Origin of the sequence: Corynebacterium sp. PCR 32 (assembly GCF_037464985.1) — a bacterium.
Classification (GTDB): domain Bacteria; phylum Actinomycetota; class Actinomycetes; order Mycobacteriales; family Mycobacteriaceae; genus Corynebacterium; species Corynebacterium kroppenstedtii_D.
On sequence record NZ_JBAHVL010000003.1, the window covers coordinates 222,038 to 238,456 of the forward strand.

Consider the following 16,419-nt stretch of genomic DNA (forward strand, 5'->3'; position numbering starts at 1 on the left):
CCCACATTTTTATGTCATCTCGCGATGTCAGCGGAGTCATTGGGGTGGGATATAGAGCGACGGCCCGCATCAGGGGGGATCGATGCGGGCCGTCTTACCCGGCTCGGGGGGGTTGGCCGGGGCGGGCCACGCTCCTCACCCTTCAGGGGAGGGGGGCCTGCGTCGACAATTGTTGCACATGAAAGGATCCAAATGCAACACCTTCTCTAAAAGTTCCGTCACGCTACTCAAAAAATTCTCTCACCTCCAATGATGCTCCCGGCTTCTCATCACCCGAATATGTGAGCACCCCTGTCTGGAAAAGACTCTCAATGAGCCGAGAAATCCACCATGCCCGATTCTTCACCTCGCCTCTCAACCCGGCCTACCCCCGACAGCCCTGGCAGCTGGGGGCCACTCACAGTAATGTCCACACTCTCCTAGTCAGAATTTCTGCGAAACACCTCGATCGCTATTTTCCCTAGCTCATGGCACAATTAAGAACAAACGTTTCTATTTCCCTATGAATTAATGCGCAGGAGGATGCCCGTGAGCTCCACGACTAAGAATGGGCTGTACACCGATAGCTCAGACTCGATTTTTCCCGAGGTAGGCAGCATCCCTCTCCGCGATGCCGACACCCATGCAGCGGGCCAAGGCAGCATTAACCGCCTGGTTAAAGATGCATCTGCCCAAATTTCGACGCTCGTTCGCACCGAAATTGAACTCGCCAAAGCGGAAATCGCCCAATCTGTCAAAAAGGGTGCTATCGGTGGCGCTATGTTCGCCATCGCGGCTGTCATCGCTTTCTTCAGCTCTTTCTTCCTGTTTTTCACACTGGCTGAAGTCCTCGATATCTGGCTCTATCGCTGGGCAGCGTTCGCTATTGTCTTCGCCGGCATGCTCATCCTCGCAGGGATCTTCGTACTTATTGGACTCAAGCAGATCAAACAGGTCAAAAAACCCGAAGCAACTATCGATTCCTTCGGCAAACTCCCCGACGTCGTCCCCAGTGGTTCATCACAGGCAGGTTCCACCAAAGCTGCGCGTTCCACGAACATTGAGTCTGCAGAAGGACTCTACAGTTAACACAGACTGCGACCGTGTCACCACATGAACATGGGGTAGTTGAGTCCCCCTAACCCTTATCACGTCACCGGCAGCGCCACGCGGCACCGCCGGTGTTGTCATTTCGGCATCATCGGCACATCACCCACAACGAATTAATGCAAACGCCTTTCACCCATTCCCACGATTTGGTAAACCTGGTGTGTGCCTCAACGCCCGACGAATCCATCTGCCATTGAACTCGATGGCCCCTGGACCCATCACCTACACCACAGTCGGGGCGTCCGAATTCATTGCGCGGAAAGCGGGAATCCTGACGCACCATTAGTCCTCCTTGTTCATGGTTTCGTCGGTGGCTGGTTCGACTGGCAATCCGTCCTTCCCCTGCTCGCTGAGAATTACCACACTGTTGCCATGGACCTGCGTGGCTACGGTCTCTCCGACAAGCCACCCCGCGGTTACGACCTAGGAACAACGGCTCTCGACATCGCCGGCCTTGTCCTCGCTCTCGGACATACGTCCGCAACTGTCGTCGCCCATGGCGATAGTGTTCCCGCCGCGATCATCGCCGGTGTGAACGAGCCCGCACGCATCAATCGCGTCATCGCACTCAACCCGACGCACCCGCGTCAAAACCTCGATCTTTGTGCCCGGCACCCCATCCGAAGTTGCGATCGCATCACGCTGGGCCTTGCCACTCGGTTTCCACGCTTGGGCGAGCGACGCCTCAAAGTGAATCACAGCGCGTTCCTTGAAACAATGACTGCTCACTTATCAGGGCCAACTTTTCGCTATTCAGAACGTTTTGACGAATACCTCGCCATCCGGCGCTTTGCAATGGGGGTGGAGCGCGTTGCGTACTACGCGTGCCTCCGGCACCACAAAGTCGCCATCGCCACCATGCCCCGGTCAACGGAACAGACTGTGCTGGCAGATTGGTCTGATTGGGGCGGCAACGATTCACTCACCTCACTTGGCTGTTCCCCTCCACCCGCGGTGAGTGTTCTCCATGGCGCCAAAGACCCGTTGATAACAGCATCGAAAACAGCACGCGACGCTATTCGCGACGCCTCCACCGTCACGTTAGTCCCCGGAGTGGGCCATTTTGTGCACATGGAAGCACCCCAGGCCGTGCGCGATGCGGTTGTCACTGCGGAATCCTAGGGTGACAACGGAGCGCCGAAAGGCGGGGCTGGCAGAAGCACAGCACAGGCACCGGAAGAGGGGAGGCGCGGAAAGCTGGGCCTACAGCGCGCATCCCGTATGCTTCCTCTACTTGGCGACGCATGACTTGGTGTCTACCGGGGTGCGGAGGCTCTGGGCGTGGGCTGCCGAATGTAACGACGCCATAACCTCGCGACCAGTCAGAGCGTATCCTGTGTCGCGGTCGTCCACCCCAGCACCAAAGATGAGACCGAGAACGTCACCGTCACCATCGACAACGGGCCCCCCGGAGTTGCCCTCGCGGACGAGCCCGCGCAGGGTATAGGCTTCACGTTGCAGTCGATGGGTGGAGTAAATATTCGGCCCGTCGATGGTCAGACGGTCACGGATTCGCGCATTTTGAACGTCGAATGGCCCACCCAAGGGATAGCCAAGAACGACCGCATCAGCCCCCGTAGTTGCTGGTTTGTTGTCTAGTGCCAGGGGGTTTAACCCCAAGTCCACGGCGTGCAAAACAGCGATGTCTTTGTCGGGGTTGAAATAGGTGACGGTGGCGACGTCTTCGCCGTTCACCGTGCGTAGTTTGACCTCATTTGATCCTGCGACGACGTGGGCGTTTGTCACGACCGTGTCGGGGGCGATCACGAATCCGCTCCCCTCGAGCATCTTGCGGCATTGTTGTGCCGTCGATAGGACTTGGACTATAGATGGCCGGATCTGATTGAGGCGCTCGGTGGAGAGCACTGAGTCCGCGGGCGCAGGAACATCTTTGTTGGGCAGTTCCCCAAATGGATCGGTGAGTGTCGGCATGCCGTTGCGGTTGAGGAACATGCCGACCCGGCTACCCCAGTTGTTGACCTGTGGTGGAGCTAGTGAATCGACTGCACCCAGGACCCTGGAATTGCGCAGTGTTTTTGACACGTTTCCCTTGGATGCGGAGACCACGGGAAGGGCGATCATCCAGATCACGACGATGGCGGTGAATACTTGAACTACAGCGCCCACAGCAGCGTCGGCTTTATAGACTGCTCGGGTGCGGATCATGTTCCGCAGGGCGGCACCGAGGGAGGATCCCAGTGCGTATCCGATGATGACGGCGAAGATAGCGATGCCCAACGCGAGGAGGAAGCGCATGGTGTTGTCGTCAGTTCGGGCCATGGCGTAGGGGGCGGCCCACAAACCTACCAAGCCCCCGATGATGACGCCTATCACTGCGGCAATGGACGATAATCCGCCTTGTCTCCATCCGGAACGCATCACCGATAGTGCGATGAGCACAATGGCGATGTCCACAATGGTGGAATCACTCATTCAGCGTCTCTCAGTTCTGGGTCATGGGGGTTGTCAGGTTGGTGGAGGTGTTTGTCCGCCATCGTGACACCGGCTCATTGTTCGCGGACCGAGCAAGCGTCTGTGCAAGATCGTACACAGGTGTTGGGTTCCATGGTTTCTCCCAACCCGCTTCACGAAGCAACCCGTCAACTAAGCCGCCGGTAAAACCCCACAGAAGAAGGTTTCCGATCCAAAACGCCGGGCCTTTCCATCCCTGGGCGCCGACCGTCATCCGTATCGCCGGATCGGCGAGTTGAGCAATGGGGATGACCATCGTTTCGGCAACCTCGGCAGGACTTGCGGCATACACGCGTGTGGGGGTTCGCCAATACGCCACGACTGGGGAGACCACGTTGCCCGTGCGTGGAATAAGAATCGGATGAAGCACTGCCAGTGGGTCGATCGTGTCCGAGAGAGCCGCTGTCTCTTCTTCTGCTTCGCGGAGGGCCGTATCGATGGGTGTGATGTCCTCAGGGTCTTTGCGTCCCCCGGGGAATGCCATTTGCCCTGAATGAGAGCGCAGGGTGGGTGCCCTGTGAGTCAGAAGCAGGCGGGCGTCGTCAGGGTAGGGTTTTGCGTGGGAGGGGTGGTGAGTGGCGTCGCCAGCCAGGAGGATGAGCACTGCTGAGGGGCAGACTGTTCCCTTGCCACGGTGTGCATGAGGGTGGCCAGTGTTGGTATCGGATTGGTCGTTGTGGGTGTCGGGTTTCCGTCGGGAGAGGTCCGACAATTGGCGGCGGATGCCGCCCTGGCGTGCCCGCTGGGTGATATCTCTCAGCCATGGAGGAACAACCTCAGGTAGCTGCGGTTGGATAGGTTCTGAGAATGAGCGAGGAAACTCGGTGTCCACGTGCGACCTCCTTAGCTGAGTGCAGCGGTCACTGCCGCTTCCAGCTCATCTTTGCTCCGAAATGTGTGTGGATATATTTTGGCGACGTCTCCGCTGGCTTTAAGCACCACCGTGACAGGGATAACCGCGGGTAGACGCAGTGCTCGTGCGATAGTCCCGTCGGGGTCTTGGAAGCTGGGCAGGTGTTTCGCGTGGACATTCGCGAGTACGCTCGCCCCCGCATCGCCGTGTTTATCCACGTGAACACCAACGACGTTCCACTCCGGATGAGCCTGAGCTACGGTATCCATGATAGGAAGTTCCTTCCTACACGGCTGGCACCAGTATGCCCACACATTTATCACGGTCGGTTTACCGGCCACGGTGTCGGCGAATGATCGTGATTTTGTTGTCGCTGTGGTGTTTCCCAGGCACGGTAGTATCACGGACGATAACGGTGAGTTGTGGACCTGGCTGTCTGTCGCGGCCGGGCATGCTGGGCGGCCGGTCTCCGGGTTGGAGGCACCGGTGTCGCGAGCCTCACTTGGGTTTGCTCCGTTGACGGGGGCGCCACCGCCACGGTGGGCGCCCGTGCCAGCCAGGGCACCGCCGGTGGCTGTCGGTGGTGTTCCTGCGTCGTTACTGTTCGAGGTGGATGTGAGCATGAGCGGCACAGCACAGATGACGAGGCCGGTGAGCACAGCGATGACAAGAATGGTCCATCGTTGGTGTTGTCCCATCAGTGTTCCCCCCAGGCGAGTTCAAGGATGCGATCACGCTCCGCGCCTGTGACCAGCTTTTCTGCTTCGGTGGGGTTTGTCGGCCCCCACACACCATAACCGTGACAGTCGCGAGCCAGGAAACATGCTCCACACGCTGCGCGGCGTGAATGGCAGACGCGGCGGCCGTGAATGATGACCTCATGTGAGAACGGTGTCCACCGTTTTTTGTCAATAAGCTGGGCGATGTCGTGCTCGACTGTGTGGGGGTTTGTCGCGTCGGTAAGGCCGAATCGGCGCATCAGGCGGCCGAAATGGGTGTCTACTGTGATTCCGGGCTTGCCGAATGCGTTTCCGAGGACGGTGTTTGCTGTCTTTCTTCCCACGCCGGGTAGTGATACTAGGTCGGTGAGTGTATCTGGGACGATCCCGTCGAATCGGGTGACGAGTTCGTGGCCTAGGGCTACGAGGTTTCGCGCTTTGTTGTGGTAGAACCCTGTCGGGCGGATGTAGTCTTCAACCTCGTCAATACTGGCGTTGTCTAAGTCTTCGGGCCCGGGGAATCGGTCAAACAATGCCGGTGTTACTTGGTTGACCCGACGGTCTGTGCATTGAGCGGACAAGATGGTGGCGACGACCATCTGGTAGGGGTTCTCGGCGTTGAGTTCTGTGTGTGCGTCGGGGTAGGCGCGATGCAGGGTGCGTGAGATCCGTCGCGCACGGCGGGTCTTGGCAAGCGGGGTCTCAGCGGTGGCCATGCCAACACCATAGCGGCCCGGTGGTCGGGGCGCCGGTATGGTAGAGGCTATGGCTGGATTATTTGCTCTTTTCGCGCCTTTTATTCTCATGGGTTTCGCAATTGGTATGGAGCATTATGAACTTTTCGCGAAGAATGCTGGGAGGAGGAAGGTGTCAAGTCCGAGTATCGAAGTACGGTAGGCAGTGTTTGGTACGTGTGGGGGGTACTGGCTGGGTATGTGTCGTGTGATGTGGTGGCACGTTTTTTAGTACCGCGATGTCGTGGTTCTGTCGATACGATTGGGTGTGTTTTTCGCCACGCCGGTGGGTGCGGGGGTGCACTATGCGTCATCAGCGTCCCCTGCCGTTCGAAAACGTGACTAAGCACACAAGCTGGGGTTTTAGTGGTATATGTCCGAATCTGGGAAATTTTTTCCGTATGTCTGTGTATGGATTGATTATTTTTCACTATAAGGCACCGGGTGGACCACTATTCCCTTTTCGAATAGAGCTCAGCTTTTCCGCCCGCTACGTAGTAATGTGAGTTGCGATACGGCGAAGTGTGTGGAGTTGGGTATCTAACAAACCTGACCGTGCACCATAGCACTCAAACGTACTGAGAGAAGTGGAGACAACGTTGAGCGACGTCACCGAGATCCTCTCCCGTGCCGGCATTTTTCAAGGCGTCGACCCTGTAGCAGTTCGAAGTCTCATCCATGATCTTGAGACGGTCCGATTCCCCCGTGGCACCACCATTTTCGACGAAGGTGAGCCTGGCGATCGCCTCTACATCATCACCGAGGGGAAAGTGAAGCTAGCCCGGCATGCCGCCGATGGTCGCGAAAACCTCCTGACCATCATGGGGCCCTCAGACATGTTCGGCGAACTGTCCATCTTTGATCCCAATCCCCGCACATCATCAGCGATTTGTGTGACAGAAGTATCCGCCGCAACGATGAACTCGGAAAAGCTCCACGAGTGGATCGGCAACCACCCTGCGATCTCTGAACAACTTCTCCGCGTTCTCGCACGCCGCCTCCGCCGCACCAACAATTCGCTGGCCGACCTTATCTTCACTGACGTCCCCGGTCGCGTGGCCAAAGCCCTTCTCCAACTGGCCAATCGCTTCGGCGTCCACGACAACGGAAACTGGCGCGTTCACCACGACCTCACCCAGGAAGAAATCGCGCAACTTGTTGGCGCATCTCGCGAAACAGTCAACAAAGCACTCGCCGAATTTGCTCACCGCGGATGGATCCGTCTAGAAGGAAAAACTGTCGTCATCTGCGATAGCGAACGCCTCGCACGGCGAGCTAGGTAGCACGATGCCCAGCCGGTCACTCACCCTGGGCGTTCAAATACCGCAACGCTACCCGCGTTGACTGCTGAGCAGCACCACGAAGAACAGGATCCACGTCGGTATAAATCTCATCAACCAACTGGTCGACCGAAATATCGTCGCCCAATCTCTGACGAGCCTCACGAATCTGATCCAGACGGCGGTAACGTCGGTCAAGGTACTTCTGAGCAAACGGCTCCAGGTCAGGATGATCCGGCCCATGTGCTGGTAACAATGGAACCCCCGCGCCACGCTGTCTCAGCATGTCCAATGTCGCCAAATACTGCCCCAGATCACCATCAGTCTCAGAAATCATCGTCGTATGCTTGCCGGCGATCGTATCCCCTGTCACAATCCCCTCTGGTTTCACCGCACCCGATCCATCATCGGCATGGGCAGCCTCACCACTCGGATACAGAAAAAAACTCACTGAATCCGCCGTATGTCCCGGAGTAGCAACCGCCTTCACCGCCGGGGTCACCCCCTCAACAGTGATCACCTCGCCGTCGACAAGATGGCCCCCCGCCTTACAAAAATGCTTATCCGCCGACCGCACAGAAGCACCCGTAATCTGCGATAACCGGGCCGCCCCATCGGCATGATCGGGGTGGCGGTGAGTCAAAAGAATAAGCCCAATCTCGCAGGCATGATGGTTGAGAACATTAAGATGACCTTCATCCTGAGGGCCTGGATCCACCACAATCGACCGAGGATCACCCTCAGCTCGAATAATCCAACTATTTGTTCCCTCAAGTGCGCCATAGCTGGGGTTGGGACATAAAACAACGCCCGCGTTGGGGGTCACGGGACGCAACTGGCTATACGCAGGATGCTCCATGACTGTCAGTGTACGTCCTCCTGTGACGTGTCCACATCCCACCACGACACGACGGCATATCCGAAACGAGGAGGACACGACCGGTTCAACCGCATCCCACCCAGTCGTGAGTCACTCGTTTGGCCCACACACCTCAGCAATAAGTTCCACCTCAACCGGCGTATTCAGAGGCAACTCCGACACCCCCACCGCCGACCGAGCATGTGCACCACCGAACACGTCGCCAAGGAAGTCCGAAGCCCCATTAATGACCCCAGGCTGTCCACCAAATCCAGGTGCTGACGCTACAAAGCCCGTCACCTTCACCACGCGCACCGCATTAAGATCAGCAACCGAATTCACCGCAGCCACAGCATTGAGAGCTGCTTGGCGGGCACAGGTGGCCGCAACCTCCGGTGAGACATCCGCTCCGACCGCGCCCGTCGCGAGAAGCTCCCCATCCTTAAACGGCAGTTGCCCCGATACATAAATCATGTTCCCCGACACCACAGCAGGCGCATACGACGCGACTGGTGCCACAACTTCTGGGAGGGTAATTCCCAGTGCCGCGATATTGTCCCGGGGACTCTTCGGTGCCTGTGTGTTCGTTGCCATGCGACTAGTCACCCTTCGGGCGCTTCATATATGCAATGTGCTGTTCGCCTGTCGGCCCGGGCATGACCGTCACCAACTCCCAGCCATCGTCACCCCATGTATCCAAAATCTGCTTGGTCGCGTGTGTTAGCAGTGGAACTGTTGAATATTCCCAGGTTGTCATGAACATAGCCTAACAAGGAAGCGCGGCACCTCACAGAGGCGTGGGCTACCTAGGAACGTGCCGCGTAGCCGGCGTAGAAATCCGCCCAGCTCTCCACTTCAGGATGGTCGCGGAGTAAGGCCCGGCGCTGACGTTCAGTCATGCCACCCCACACGCCGAACTCCACACGACTATCGAGTGCATCCGCACGACACTGCAAGACGACGGGGCAATGGCGGCAAATCGCGGCGGCCTGCCGTTGTTTCGATCCCTTGACAAACAATTCTTCGGGATCAATATCGCGGCACTTGGCGTGGGTGATCCATTGTCCACGTTCATTAAACGACGCTGGATCGGTAATGGTATCCACTTTTTGTTGGATTTTTCCGTCCGCGGTGGTGGTCAACGATGTATCGGCTGGACGAGTCAGCGATGCAGTCATTGTGAGTCCTCTCCCTGGTCGCGTCGTGGTGGTAAAGCCGTGAACCTCACCCGGTAGACCGGGCATTCACCCTGCTGAGCCCCTGTAAGTCTATTCACACGTGAAGCGAACTGTCGACTACATCACATTTCGGGGGTAATTACACTAACTACTTAACGGACACGTAAGTTAACAAATATCTGTCTTTTCCCAGAACACACGCCCATAAACGGTGAGACACACTTCACAACACCCACCAGTAGGTAGGGTGTACATGTGAACCGACGATCCAACGCTTCGGCACCCATCCCCCAACTCTGCGGCGCCATACTCATCGCCGCCCTCCTCGTCGCACTCGGCGCGCTCCCCCTCGCCATCACCGCCGGAGCAACCATCAACCGTGGACACGCCGCCATGGACTCCAACTACCAGGACATCGCCACCGCGCACGTCCCCCAAACCTCCACCATGACCGACCGTCACGGCAATCCCCTCGCCACCTTCTACTCCCAACGCAGAACAACGGTCGCATCCACCCACATCTCGGAACCCATGAAGAAAGCCATCGTGGCCATCGAAGACCGCCGATTCTACGACCACCACGGCGTCGACCTCCGCGGAACCGCCCGAGCCATGCTCGCCAACATCACCCACGGCACCGTCACCCAAGGGGCATCCACCCTCAACCAGCAATACATCAAAAACTATCTCATGCTGGTCAAAGCCAACACCGACGCCGAACGCGACGCCGCCCACGAAGACACCATCACCCGCAAACTCCGCGAAATGAAACTCGCCTCCGACCTTGACAAAAACCTCACCAAAGACGAAATCCTCACCCGATACCTCAACCTCGTCGACTTCGGCAACGGCGCCTACGGCATCCAAGAAGCCGCACACACCTACTTCCACACCAACGCCAAAGACCTCACCATCCCCCAAGCAGCACTTCTCGCCGGCATAGTCCAATCCACCGCCGCCTACAACCCCTTCACACACCCCGACGCCGCCACCCAACGCCGAAACACCGTCATCGACGCCATGACCAGCACAGGCGCCCTCACCACCACCGCCGCTCACGCCGCGAAAACCGCACCACTAGGCATCATCAACAAGCCCGACACCCCCATCAACGGCTGCATCGGCGCCGACACAGCCGGCTTCTTCTGCGACTACGCACTGAACTACCTCGCCACACACGGCATCTCACAAAAAGACTTCATCTCCGGTGGATACACCATGACCACCACCCTCGACCCCCACGCCCTCACCACAGCCACCGACGCCCTCAACCACTACACCCCACCCGACACACCCGGCGTCACCGGCGCCATGAACCTCATCAAACCCGACGGCCACGAAGTCCTCGCCATGGGAGCCTCACGACACTACGGCCTCGACGCCACCCACCACCAATCCGTCCTCCCCCTCGCCTCCCACCCCGTCGGCAACGGAGCCGGATCCATCTTCAAAATCTTTGCCGCCGCAGCCGGACTAGAAAAAGGCATCGGCATCGACACCGTCATGAACGTCCCACCACGAGCAGAAGTCTCCGGCATGGGCCACGGCGGCGCCCCAGGATGCCCCGCAAACAAATACTGCGTCGAAAACGCCGGCACATACCCGCCCACCATGACACTCAAACAAGCACTCGCAACATCACCCAACACCCCCTTCATCGAGCTAGAAAAACGACTCGGTGTCCCCACCGTCGTCGACACCGCCGTCAAAATGGGACTCCGCAGCCTCGCCACCAAAGACGACAAAACCGGCACATCCGACGCCGACACCATCAAAAACACCAACCAAGGCTCCTTCGTCCTCGGCCCCATCGCCGTCGACCCACTCGAACTCAGCAACGTCGCCGCCACCATCGCCAACGGCGGCACCTGGTGCGAACCCAACCCCATCCTGAAAATCACCGACCACCAGGGCAAAAACGTACCCATCACAGCACCACACTGCGAACGAGCCATCCCCACCGACGTCGCCAACGCACTCGCAAACGGCCTCGCCGACGACATCAGCACCGGCACCGCCCGCGACGCCGCCAACCACAACCAATGGGAAGGCGCACTAGCCTCCAAAACCGGCACCACCGAAACCAACCAATCCGCAGCATTCCTCGGACTCACCAGCGGACTAGCCGGCGCTGTCTACATCTTCAACGACGGCCACACCACACCGCTATGCACCAACCCGATCCGACAATGCGCCGACGGCAACCTCTTCGGCGGCAACGAACCCGCACACATCTACCTCAGCGCAACAAAACCCCTCGTCGACACCTACGGTGGACATACCCTTCCCCCCATCAACCCCACCTACCAGGGCGGATCCCACCCCGAAGCACTCGGCTACACCCGCCAAGCACCACCCACAGCCACCAACCCAACCCGAGGCAACGGAGGCACACCCACACCACACCTCCCAGGCCCCAGGCCCGGTCTACCCAACATCCCCGGGATGATCAACGACTTCCTCCACCGATTCATCCCACCCCGACTACAAGGCGTCCTCCCATAACCCACGAGATCACACTGCAACCACCCACCCCACCATTTCACACGCCCACACCATCACTCTGGACACCTCGGGATTGTGGCCAGAAACACGAACCACACATCCCACGACATCACAACGTCGAATCGGAAAAACGCCCCGGCACCCCTACCATGGGCATGTGAGTATTTTTCCCCGCTCCTCGTCCCGTCGACACACCACCCCGTCGACGTCGCACCACCGACCAGCCACATCATCCTGGCTCAGCCGGGCCGGCAAGGTCGCAACACGCGCCAGCGGGATCATCGTCAACGACAAAGACAACCACTCCCTTGCAAAAAAAATAGCAGCAACAGCCGGCGCCGCAGGAGCAGCAGGCGCAGCCGCCGCACTCCTCGGAGCCAGCCGATTCCGCCTCGCCGTCACCACCATCCCCATGCTCGACAAAGGCACATTCCGCGGGCGGCGCCAAGAATTCCGCATCCTCCACATCTCCGACCTCCACATGCTGCCCCACCAGCACCTCAAACAACTGTGGATCAGTGAACTCGCCGAACTCGCACCAGACCTCGTTGTCAACACCGGTGACAACCTTGGCGACCCCAAAGCCGTCCCCACCGTCGTCCAAACACTCAACCCACTGCTCACCACACCCGGACTGTTCTGCTTCGGCACCAACGACTACTGGGCACCCAGTCCTCCCAACCCACTGCGCTACCTCACCGGGAAAAAACAACGCCACACCACCAAAGAGATGCCCTGGAAAGGACTACGCGCAGTGTTCAAAGAACACGGGTGGGAAGACTGCACACACCAACGCCACGATTTCGCCATCGACGGATTCCGCCTCGCCGTCGCAGGTGTCGACGACCCACACGGCGACCTTGACGACTACTCACTCATCGCCGGCGCACCCAACAAAGACGCCGACCTCTCCATCGGCCTGACACACTCCCCTGAACCCCGCATCCTCGACGCCTTCGTCAACGACGGATACCAACTCATCCTCGCAGGCCACACACACGGCGGGCAGCTCTGCCTCCCCGGCGGAAAACCCATCATCACAAACTCCGGCATCGACCGCGACCACGCCTCCGGAGTCTCCGAATGGAAAAACACCATCCTCAACGTCTCCCCGGGGCTCGGCACATCCAAATACGCGCCCATCCGCACATTCTGCCCACCCACCGCACAACTGCTCCGCATCGTCGAAAAAGGCGGCGGACCCGAGACAGACACGACCCCACCCCACGCCGACAGCCTCCCACTCAACCACGAGTTCACCGAACGAGAAATCGTCCTGAAAGAACTCTGACCCACCAGGATCTTTACCGTGCCACGCCATGCCAGGCACGGCATCGGGAGCCTGCCAACACGCAGCGATAGCCTCATGACAGGGTGGGAGCATGGTGATTTGGCAGTGCCAAACACCGTGCGCTAGCCTTAGTCAAGTTGCACCGGGGTATGGCGCAGCTTGGTAGCGCGCTTCGTTCGGGACGAAGAGGCCGTGGGTTCAAATCCCGCTACCCCGACCACACAACAAAGGCCAGCGATCAGCAGTGTTCACTGTCATCGCTGGCCTTAGTTCTATAAAAAATATGATGGCGAAAGAAACCCGCGCTTACAAGTACCGCAGAAGAGCGTCCCGGCTGCCCTCACTAGCAGACCACCCAAGCTCACGACGAGCCTTATCAGGATTCATCACAGGATCACCATACGTAACCCACCGTGACGAGAACGGAATCACCCCCAGCGCGAACCCAATATCGGACGCACGACGCGTCACCGAAATCGGAACGTGAACAGCCCGGTGACCAAGCGCCTCCGCAACTTCCCTCACAGTCAGACTATCGTCGGGACAAATGTTGTACACCCCACCGTGATCAGACTCCATGATCCGAATGATCGCATCAGCAATATCATCAGCAGACACAAACTGATACCGAGAAAAATCAGGCTTCGGATACAAAACAGTAGACGCAGTCAGCGTCGCCAACGCCGAATTATTCACACCTTCACCCGTGACCATACACGGACGAACGATCGAATACTTCGTCTCAGGGTTCACTTTCTGCAGCGCATGAATAATATTTTCACACAAATACTTGTGGTGAAGGTAGAAATGCCCCGGCGCATCCGTAATAGCGTCATCCTCCGTCAACGCAGGCAAGCCCGACCTCAACCCATACGCATTCGCAGAGGACACAAACGTAATCTCTTTCACACCGGCGGCAACCGCCGACGAAAAAAGAACAGACATACCATTAACGTTCAACTCAGTTGCCCGCGACTGCTCTTTTGTATCCTCCATAATAAACGCGGAGTGCACCAAAACATCCGCATGCTCATTCTCAGGCCACGGTTGCCCTAATTCCCACCGCACAAAACGCACATTCGACGGAAGGTCCTGAGGGCACCTCCTTCCGAGAATCACAATCTCAGATACAGAATCCTTACTGCGCAGCCGATTGAGCAGGGCACCTCCGACTGCACCAGTTGCACCGGTCAAAGCTACGATCATTGCGCACCAACCTTATCTCTCAACAATCCAGACAAGATATCACTCTTGCCCACCCGACATACTTACACTTCCGCAGAGGCGGCGTAGCGCGGCACCTCAAACTGCCTGATAGACAGTAGCATCACCACCACTGCCCTCATGACGGAGATCCAACGAAAGCCCCTGCCACCAGCGCCCACATCCCCACAGCAGGGCAACGCATGAAGGAATACGGCCACCACCATCACTCAGCTGCAGGTGGTGATAACAGCGACACCCCCACGATACAGCAATATTAAGGAAACAAAACAGGGAAAATGGGCGTGGACTCGAGCACTGTCGAGCGATACGGTATTTCTCCTCAGGATGTCCAGGCGCTCGTTGCGCTAATAGAAAGGTTGAATAGGGACTTTCACAATGCCACTCCAGATACAGCCAGTGTTCAAGATGCAGCATCCTTCACTCGGCGCATTATGTACGAGGCCATCGGTCTTCGCTTTTGCCACCGGACGACGAATATGCAATTGGTATTTTACTTAAAGAGAAGAGATGAAATGATGCTGCCAGAAAAAGTAATTTCAGTTGCTTCTGTCAATAGAGCATCTTGGCTTCTGAAGTATATGTTCTATACCCTATTGGAGCACCTGCAGGTTTAGCATATAATTTGGCTAAATTCGGGTTCATGTTCTCTGGGTGAGACAATGTCACAAGCTATACTTTGTATATTCTCGTCTGCTACTATATGCTCATTCTTCCATTATTTATGATGCGGCGTAAAATTTGGAAGTATCAGAGAAGAAAGAAGAATCAGGACACCACTCGCGAAGACAAGAATTCCCGATGATGGGCGAGTATAAAACATATCGAACCGCCTATGGCCAAGATGCTTGAATATATGAACGGAGCAGAATCCGAGACGATTCGAAATGGGGTGATCTCACATACCCGAATCAAGCCCTCTGAGATTGAACAACCAGCGACCAAGTACACCACGGCAGGCCAGAAGACTCGATGAGCAACATTCCACGCGATAGCCAACGGGACAGCCACAGCCCTCTACCGACAAGCAGGATCCAGCACCTCACCGACGCAGACGGGAACCTCACCCCTCATAGCGACGTCTAATCTTCAGACAACGCCATAACCATGGATAGACCGACAACTGTGGGATGATCATGAGACTATTCTTCACCCAACATAAAATGCGAGGCCACACAGCCAAGCACAACATAACCAGGACATTTACCGTCGGCGTCGGCCTTACCGTACCGCTCGTATTATCCGGATGCAGTTCCACCCACGAAAACCGCGGTACACACCACACCAACCACACCAAACAAACCGCTGCGACACACCACGTCACAGCAACGACGACAACACCCTTGTGGGAGCAGCCCGAATTGTTGGCTAAGTACCCGGTGCGGGCGAAGAAAAACCCGGACGGGTCTTATGACTACTCCGACCCCCATTTTGAAAACGCTGATCTTTGTAAAGACCTTCCACCACACTACTGGGAAAAAAGAGGATATCGGATTACGCGGTCCTCTTTTCTCAAACATGTGAAAGCTAAAGACTGCTTTATCGATGATGGAAATGAAGATCCATCGCAGGCTGTCACGATTGGAACTGATAAAAGGGAGCGGAAAGATGTCGTTGGGAGATTATTCAAGCAGTATCGACCGGGACGATTTGACCAAATCGCCGATGGTTTTGGCTTAACAATATGTGTAGCCTACGTTGAAACTCAGATTGGGAGAGTTGGATTCGCCTACGCCGATGATGAAGACACGATGTCTGAGGCGCAGTTGTGTGAAAAAGCGCGTGAGAATCTAGCGAAAGTGAGTAAGTAGCTGAGGGTCTTTGTTGGGTAGTGCGCGGTGTTTGTTGTGTTGTCGTGTGTGGTGGTGATGCTGGGGGTGTAGGGGGTGGGTGTGGTGTTGTTCGTAGTGTCGTGTTGGTGGTGGTGGGTTGGTTTAGTATCGGGGGCTGTCTGCTTGCTTATTGGGGGCGGTGAAAACTAGTGGGAATATTGTGGGGGTTTGGGGCTGTGGGCCGTTGTCGAGAGTGTCTGTCATGGTTAGATCGTCGTTATCAGGTTGTGTCACGTGTGTGTACCGCATTAACCGGGAGGGCCGCGCGTGTGCGGGTGTTGTCACTCGTTGTGGTGGTGGGTGTGTTGGCGGGGTGTCACCACGGTGGTGAGGGTGTGAAGGATGTTTCGACCTCTGGGTCTGCTACGGGGGCGAGGGCATCG

The 16,419-nt window shown here is 57.2% G+C and carries 16 protein-coding genes and 1 tRNA gene; 8 read left to right on the forward strand and 9 right to left on the reverse strand.

The genetic code is table 11. From position 1 onward, the window contains the following. Positions 1–528 precede the first annotated feature (528 nt). Positions 529–1,068 carry a phage holin family protein gene (locus V5S80_RS06110; protein ID WP_395169869.1) on the forward strand — a complete coding sequence of 180 codons (540 nt, stop codon included), beginning with the start codon at positions 529–531 and terminating at the stop codon, positions 1,066–1,068. 183 nt (positions 1,069–1,251) lie between these two features. After that, positions 1,252–2,211, forward strand: a complete 960-nt coding sequence (locus V5S80_RS06115; protein ID WP_395169870.1) for an alpha/beta fold hydrolase — start codon at positions 1,252–1,254, stop codon at positions 2,209–2,211. Positions 2,212–2,319: 108 nt separating this feature from the next. Here V5S80_RS06115 and V5S80_RS06120 read toward each other — a convergent pair whose 3' ends face one another. The 4 genes from V5S80_RS06120 to nth are packed head-to-tail and all read right to left on the reverse strand — an operon-like array spanning position 2,320 to position 5,849. Further along, complete coding sequence (locus V5S80_RS06120) at positions 2,320–3,522, reverse strand: MarP family serine protease (protein ID WP_395169871.1); 1,203 nt, start codon at positions 3,520–3,522, stop codon at positions 2,320–2,322. A gap of 10 nt (positions 3,523–3,532) precedes the next feature. Continuing rightward, complete coding sequence (locus tag V5S80_RS06125; RefSeq protein ID WP_395169872.1) at positions 3,533–4,393, reverse strand: NUDIX hydrolase; 861 nt, start codon at positions 4,391–4,393, stop codon at positions 3,533–3,535. 11 nt (positions 4,394–4,404) lie between these two features. Then, positions 4,405–5,112 (reverse strand): TlpA family protein disulfide reductase, encoded by a 708-nt coding sequence (locus V5S80_RS06130; RefSeq protein ID WP_395169873.1) that lies wholly within the window; start codon positions 5,110–5,112, stop codon positions 4,405–4,407. Beyond that, the gene (gene nth / locus V5S80_RS06135; RefSeq protein WP_395169874.1) at positions 5,112–5,849 is read right to left on the reverse strand and encodes an endonuclease III; all 738 of its coding nucleotides are present in this window, start codon (positions 5,847–5,849) and stop codon (positions 5,112–5,114) included. The genes V5S80_RS06130 and nth overlap by 1 nt, the downstream gene beginning before the upstream one ends. A 49-nt stretch (positions 5,850–5,898) precedes the next feature. Here nth and V5S80_RS06140 point away from each other — a divergent pair, with 49 nt between their 5' ends. Then, complete coding sequence (locus V5S80_RS06140; protein WP_395169875.1) at positions 5,899–6,030, forward strand: hypothetical protein; 132 nt, start codon at positions 5,899–5,901, stop codon at positions 6,028–6,030. 436 nt (positions 6,031–6,466) lie between these two features. Then, positions 6,467–7,150 (forward strand): CRP-like cAMP-activated global transcriptional regulator GlxR, encoded by a 684-nt coding sequence (glxR, locus tag V5S80_RS06145; protein WP_395169896.1) that lies wholly within the window; start codon positions 6,467–6,469, stop codon positions 7,148–7,150. Between the two features lie 16 nt (positions 7,151–7,166). Here glxR and V5S80_RS06150 read toward each other — a convergent pair whose 3' ends face one another. The 4 genes from V5S80_RS06150 to V5S80_RS06165 form a co-directional block, all read right to left on the reverse strand. Beyond that, the gene (locus tag V5S80_RS06150) at positions 7,167–8,006 is read right to left on the reverse strand and encodes an MBL fold metallo-hydrolase (RefSeq protein ID WP_395169876.1); all 840 of its coding nucleotides are present in this window, start codon (positions 8,004–8,006) and stop codon (positions 7,167–7,169) included. Positions 8,007–8,117: 111 nt separating this feature from the next. After that, positions 8,118–8,600: a RidA family protein gene (locus tag V5S80_RS06155; protein WP_395169877.1), complete on the reverse strand. Its 483-nt coding sequence runs from the start codon at positions 8,598–8,600 to the stop codon at positions 8,118–8,120. Positions 8,601–8,604: 4 nt separating this feature from the next. Next, positions 8,605–8,763 carry a hypothetical protein gene (locus V5S80_RS06160; RefSeq protein ID WP_395169878.1) on the reverse strand — a complete coding sequence of 53 codons (159 nt, stop codon included), beginning with the start codon at positions 8,761–8,763 and terminating at the stop codon, positions 8,605–8,607. A gap of 49 nt (positions 8,764–8,812) precedes the next feature. Then, positions 8,813–9,184, reverse strand: a complete 372-nt coding sequence (locus tag V5S80_RS06165) for a WhiB family transcriptional regulator (RefSeq protein WP_395169879.1) — start codon at positions 9,182–9,184, stop codon at positions 8,813–8,815. Positions 9,185–9,439: 255 nt separating this feature from the next. On the opposite strand from V5S80_RS06165, the gene V5S80_RS06170 reads away from it, so the two are divergent. The 3 genes from V5S80_RS06170 (at position 9,440) to V5S80_RS06180 (ending at position 13,200) form a co-directional block, all read left to right on the forward strand. Further along, entirely contained in the window at positions 9,440–11,689 is a 2,250-nt protein-coding gene (locus tag V5S80_RS06170; RefSeq protein WP_395169880.1) for a transglycosylase domain-containing protein, read from the forward strand. Between the two features lie 157 nt (positions 11,690–11,846). Further along, a complete protein-coding gene (locus tag V5S80_RS06175) occupies positions 11,847–12,980 on the forward strand; it encodes a metallophosphoesterase (protein ID WP_395169881.1) in 1,134 nt (377 codons plus the stop codon). Positions 12,981–13,123: 143 nt separating this feature from the next. Next, positions 13,124–13,200: transfer RNA gene (locus V5S80_RS06180), tRNA-Pro, on the forward strand. 86 nt (positions 13,201–13,286) lie between these two features. Here the strand turns inward: V5S80_RS06180 and V5S80_RS06185 are convergent. Further along, positions 13,287–14,186 (reverse strand): NAD-dependent epimerase/dehydratase family protein, encoded by a 900-nt coding sequence (locus V5S80_RS06185; protein WP_395169882.1) that lies wholly within the window; start codon positions 14,184–14,186, stop codon positions 13,287–13,289. Positions 14,187–15,367: 1,181 nt separating this feature from the next. Here V5S80_RS06185 and V5S80_RS06190 point away from each other — a divergent pair. Beyond that, complete coding sequence (locus V5S80_RS06190) at positions 15,368–16,015, forward strand: hypothetical protein (protein ID WP_395169883.1); 648 nt, start codon at positions 15,368–15,370, stop codon at positions 16,013–16,015. Positions 16,016–16,419: the final 404 nt, after the last annotated feature.

Excerpts from the sequence above, each read along its gene's own strand:
- V5S80_RS06165 (WP_395169879.1), bottom strand. The coding sequence starts at position 9,184 with ATGACTGCATCGCTGACTCGTCCAGCCGATACATCGTTGACCACCACC.
- V5S80_RS06155 (WP_395169877.1), bottom strand. The coding sequence starts at position 8,600 with ATGGCAACGAACACACAGGCACCGAAGAGTCCCCGGGACAATATCGCG.
- V5S80_RS06185 (WP_395169882.1), bottom strand. The coding sequence starts at position 14,186 with ATGATCGTAGCTTTGACCGGTGCAACTGGTGCAGTCGGAGGTGCCCTG.
- V5S80_RS06190 (WP_395169883.1), top strand. The coding sequence starts at position 15,368 with ATGCGAGGCCACACAGCCAAGCACAACATAACCAGGACATTTACCGTC.
- nth (WP_395169874.1), bottom strand. The coding sequence starts at position 5,849 with ATGGCCACCGCTGAGACCCCGCTTGCCAAGACCCGCCGTGCGCGACGG.
- V5S80_RS06140 (WP_395169875.1), top strand. The coding sequence starts at position 5,899 with ATGGCTGGATTATTTGCTCTTTTCGCGCCTTTTATTCTCATGGGTTTC.
- V5S80_RS06160 (WP_395169878.1), bottom strand. The coding sequence starts at position 8,763 with ATGACAACCTGGGAATATTCAACAGTTCCACTGCTAACACACGCGACC.
- V5S80_RS06120 (WP_395169871.1), bottom strand. The coding sequence starts at position 3,522 with ATGAGTGATTCCACCATTGTGGACATCGCCATTGTGCTCATCGCACTA.
- V5S80_RS06150 (WP_395169876.1), bottom strand. The coding sequence starts at position 8,006 with ATGGAGCATCCTGCGTATAGCCAGTTGCGTCCCGTGACCCCCAACGCG.
- V5S80_RS06130 (WP_395169873.1), bottom strand. The coding sequence starts at position 5,112 with ATGGGACAACACCAACGATGGACCATTCTTGTCATCGCTGTGCTCACC.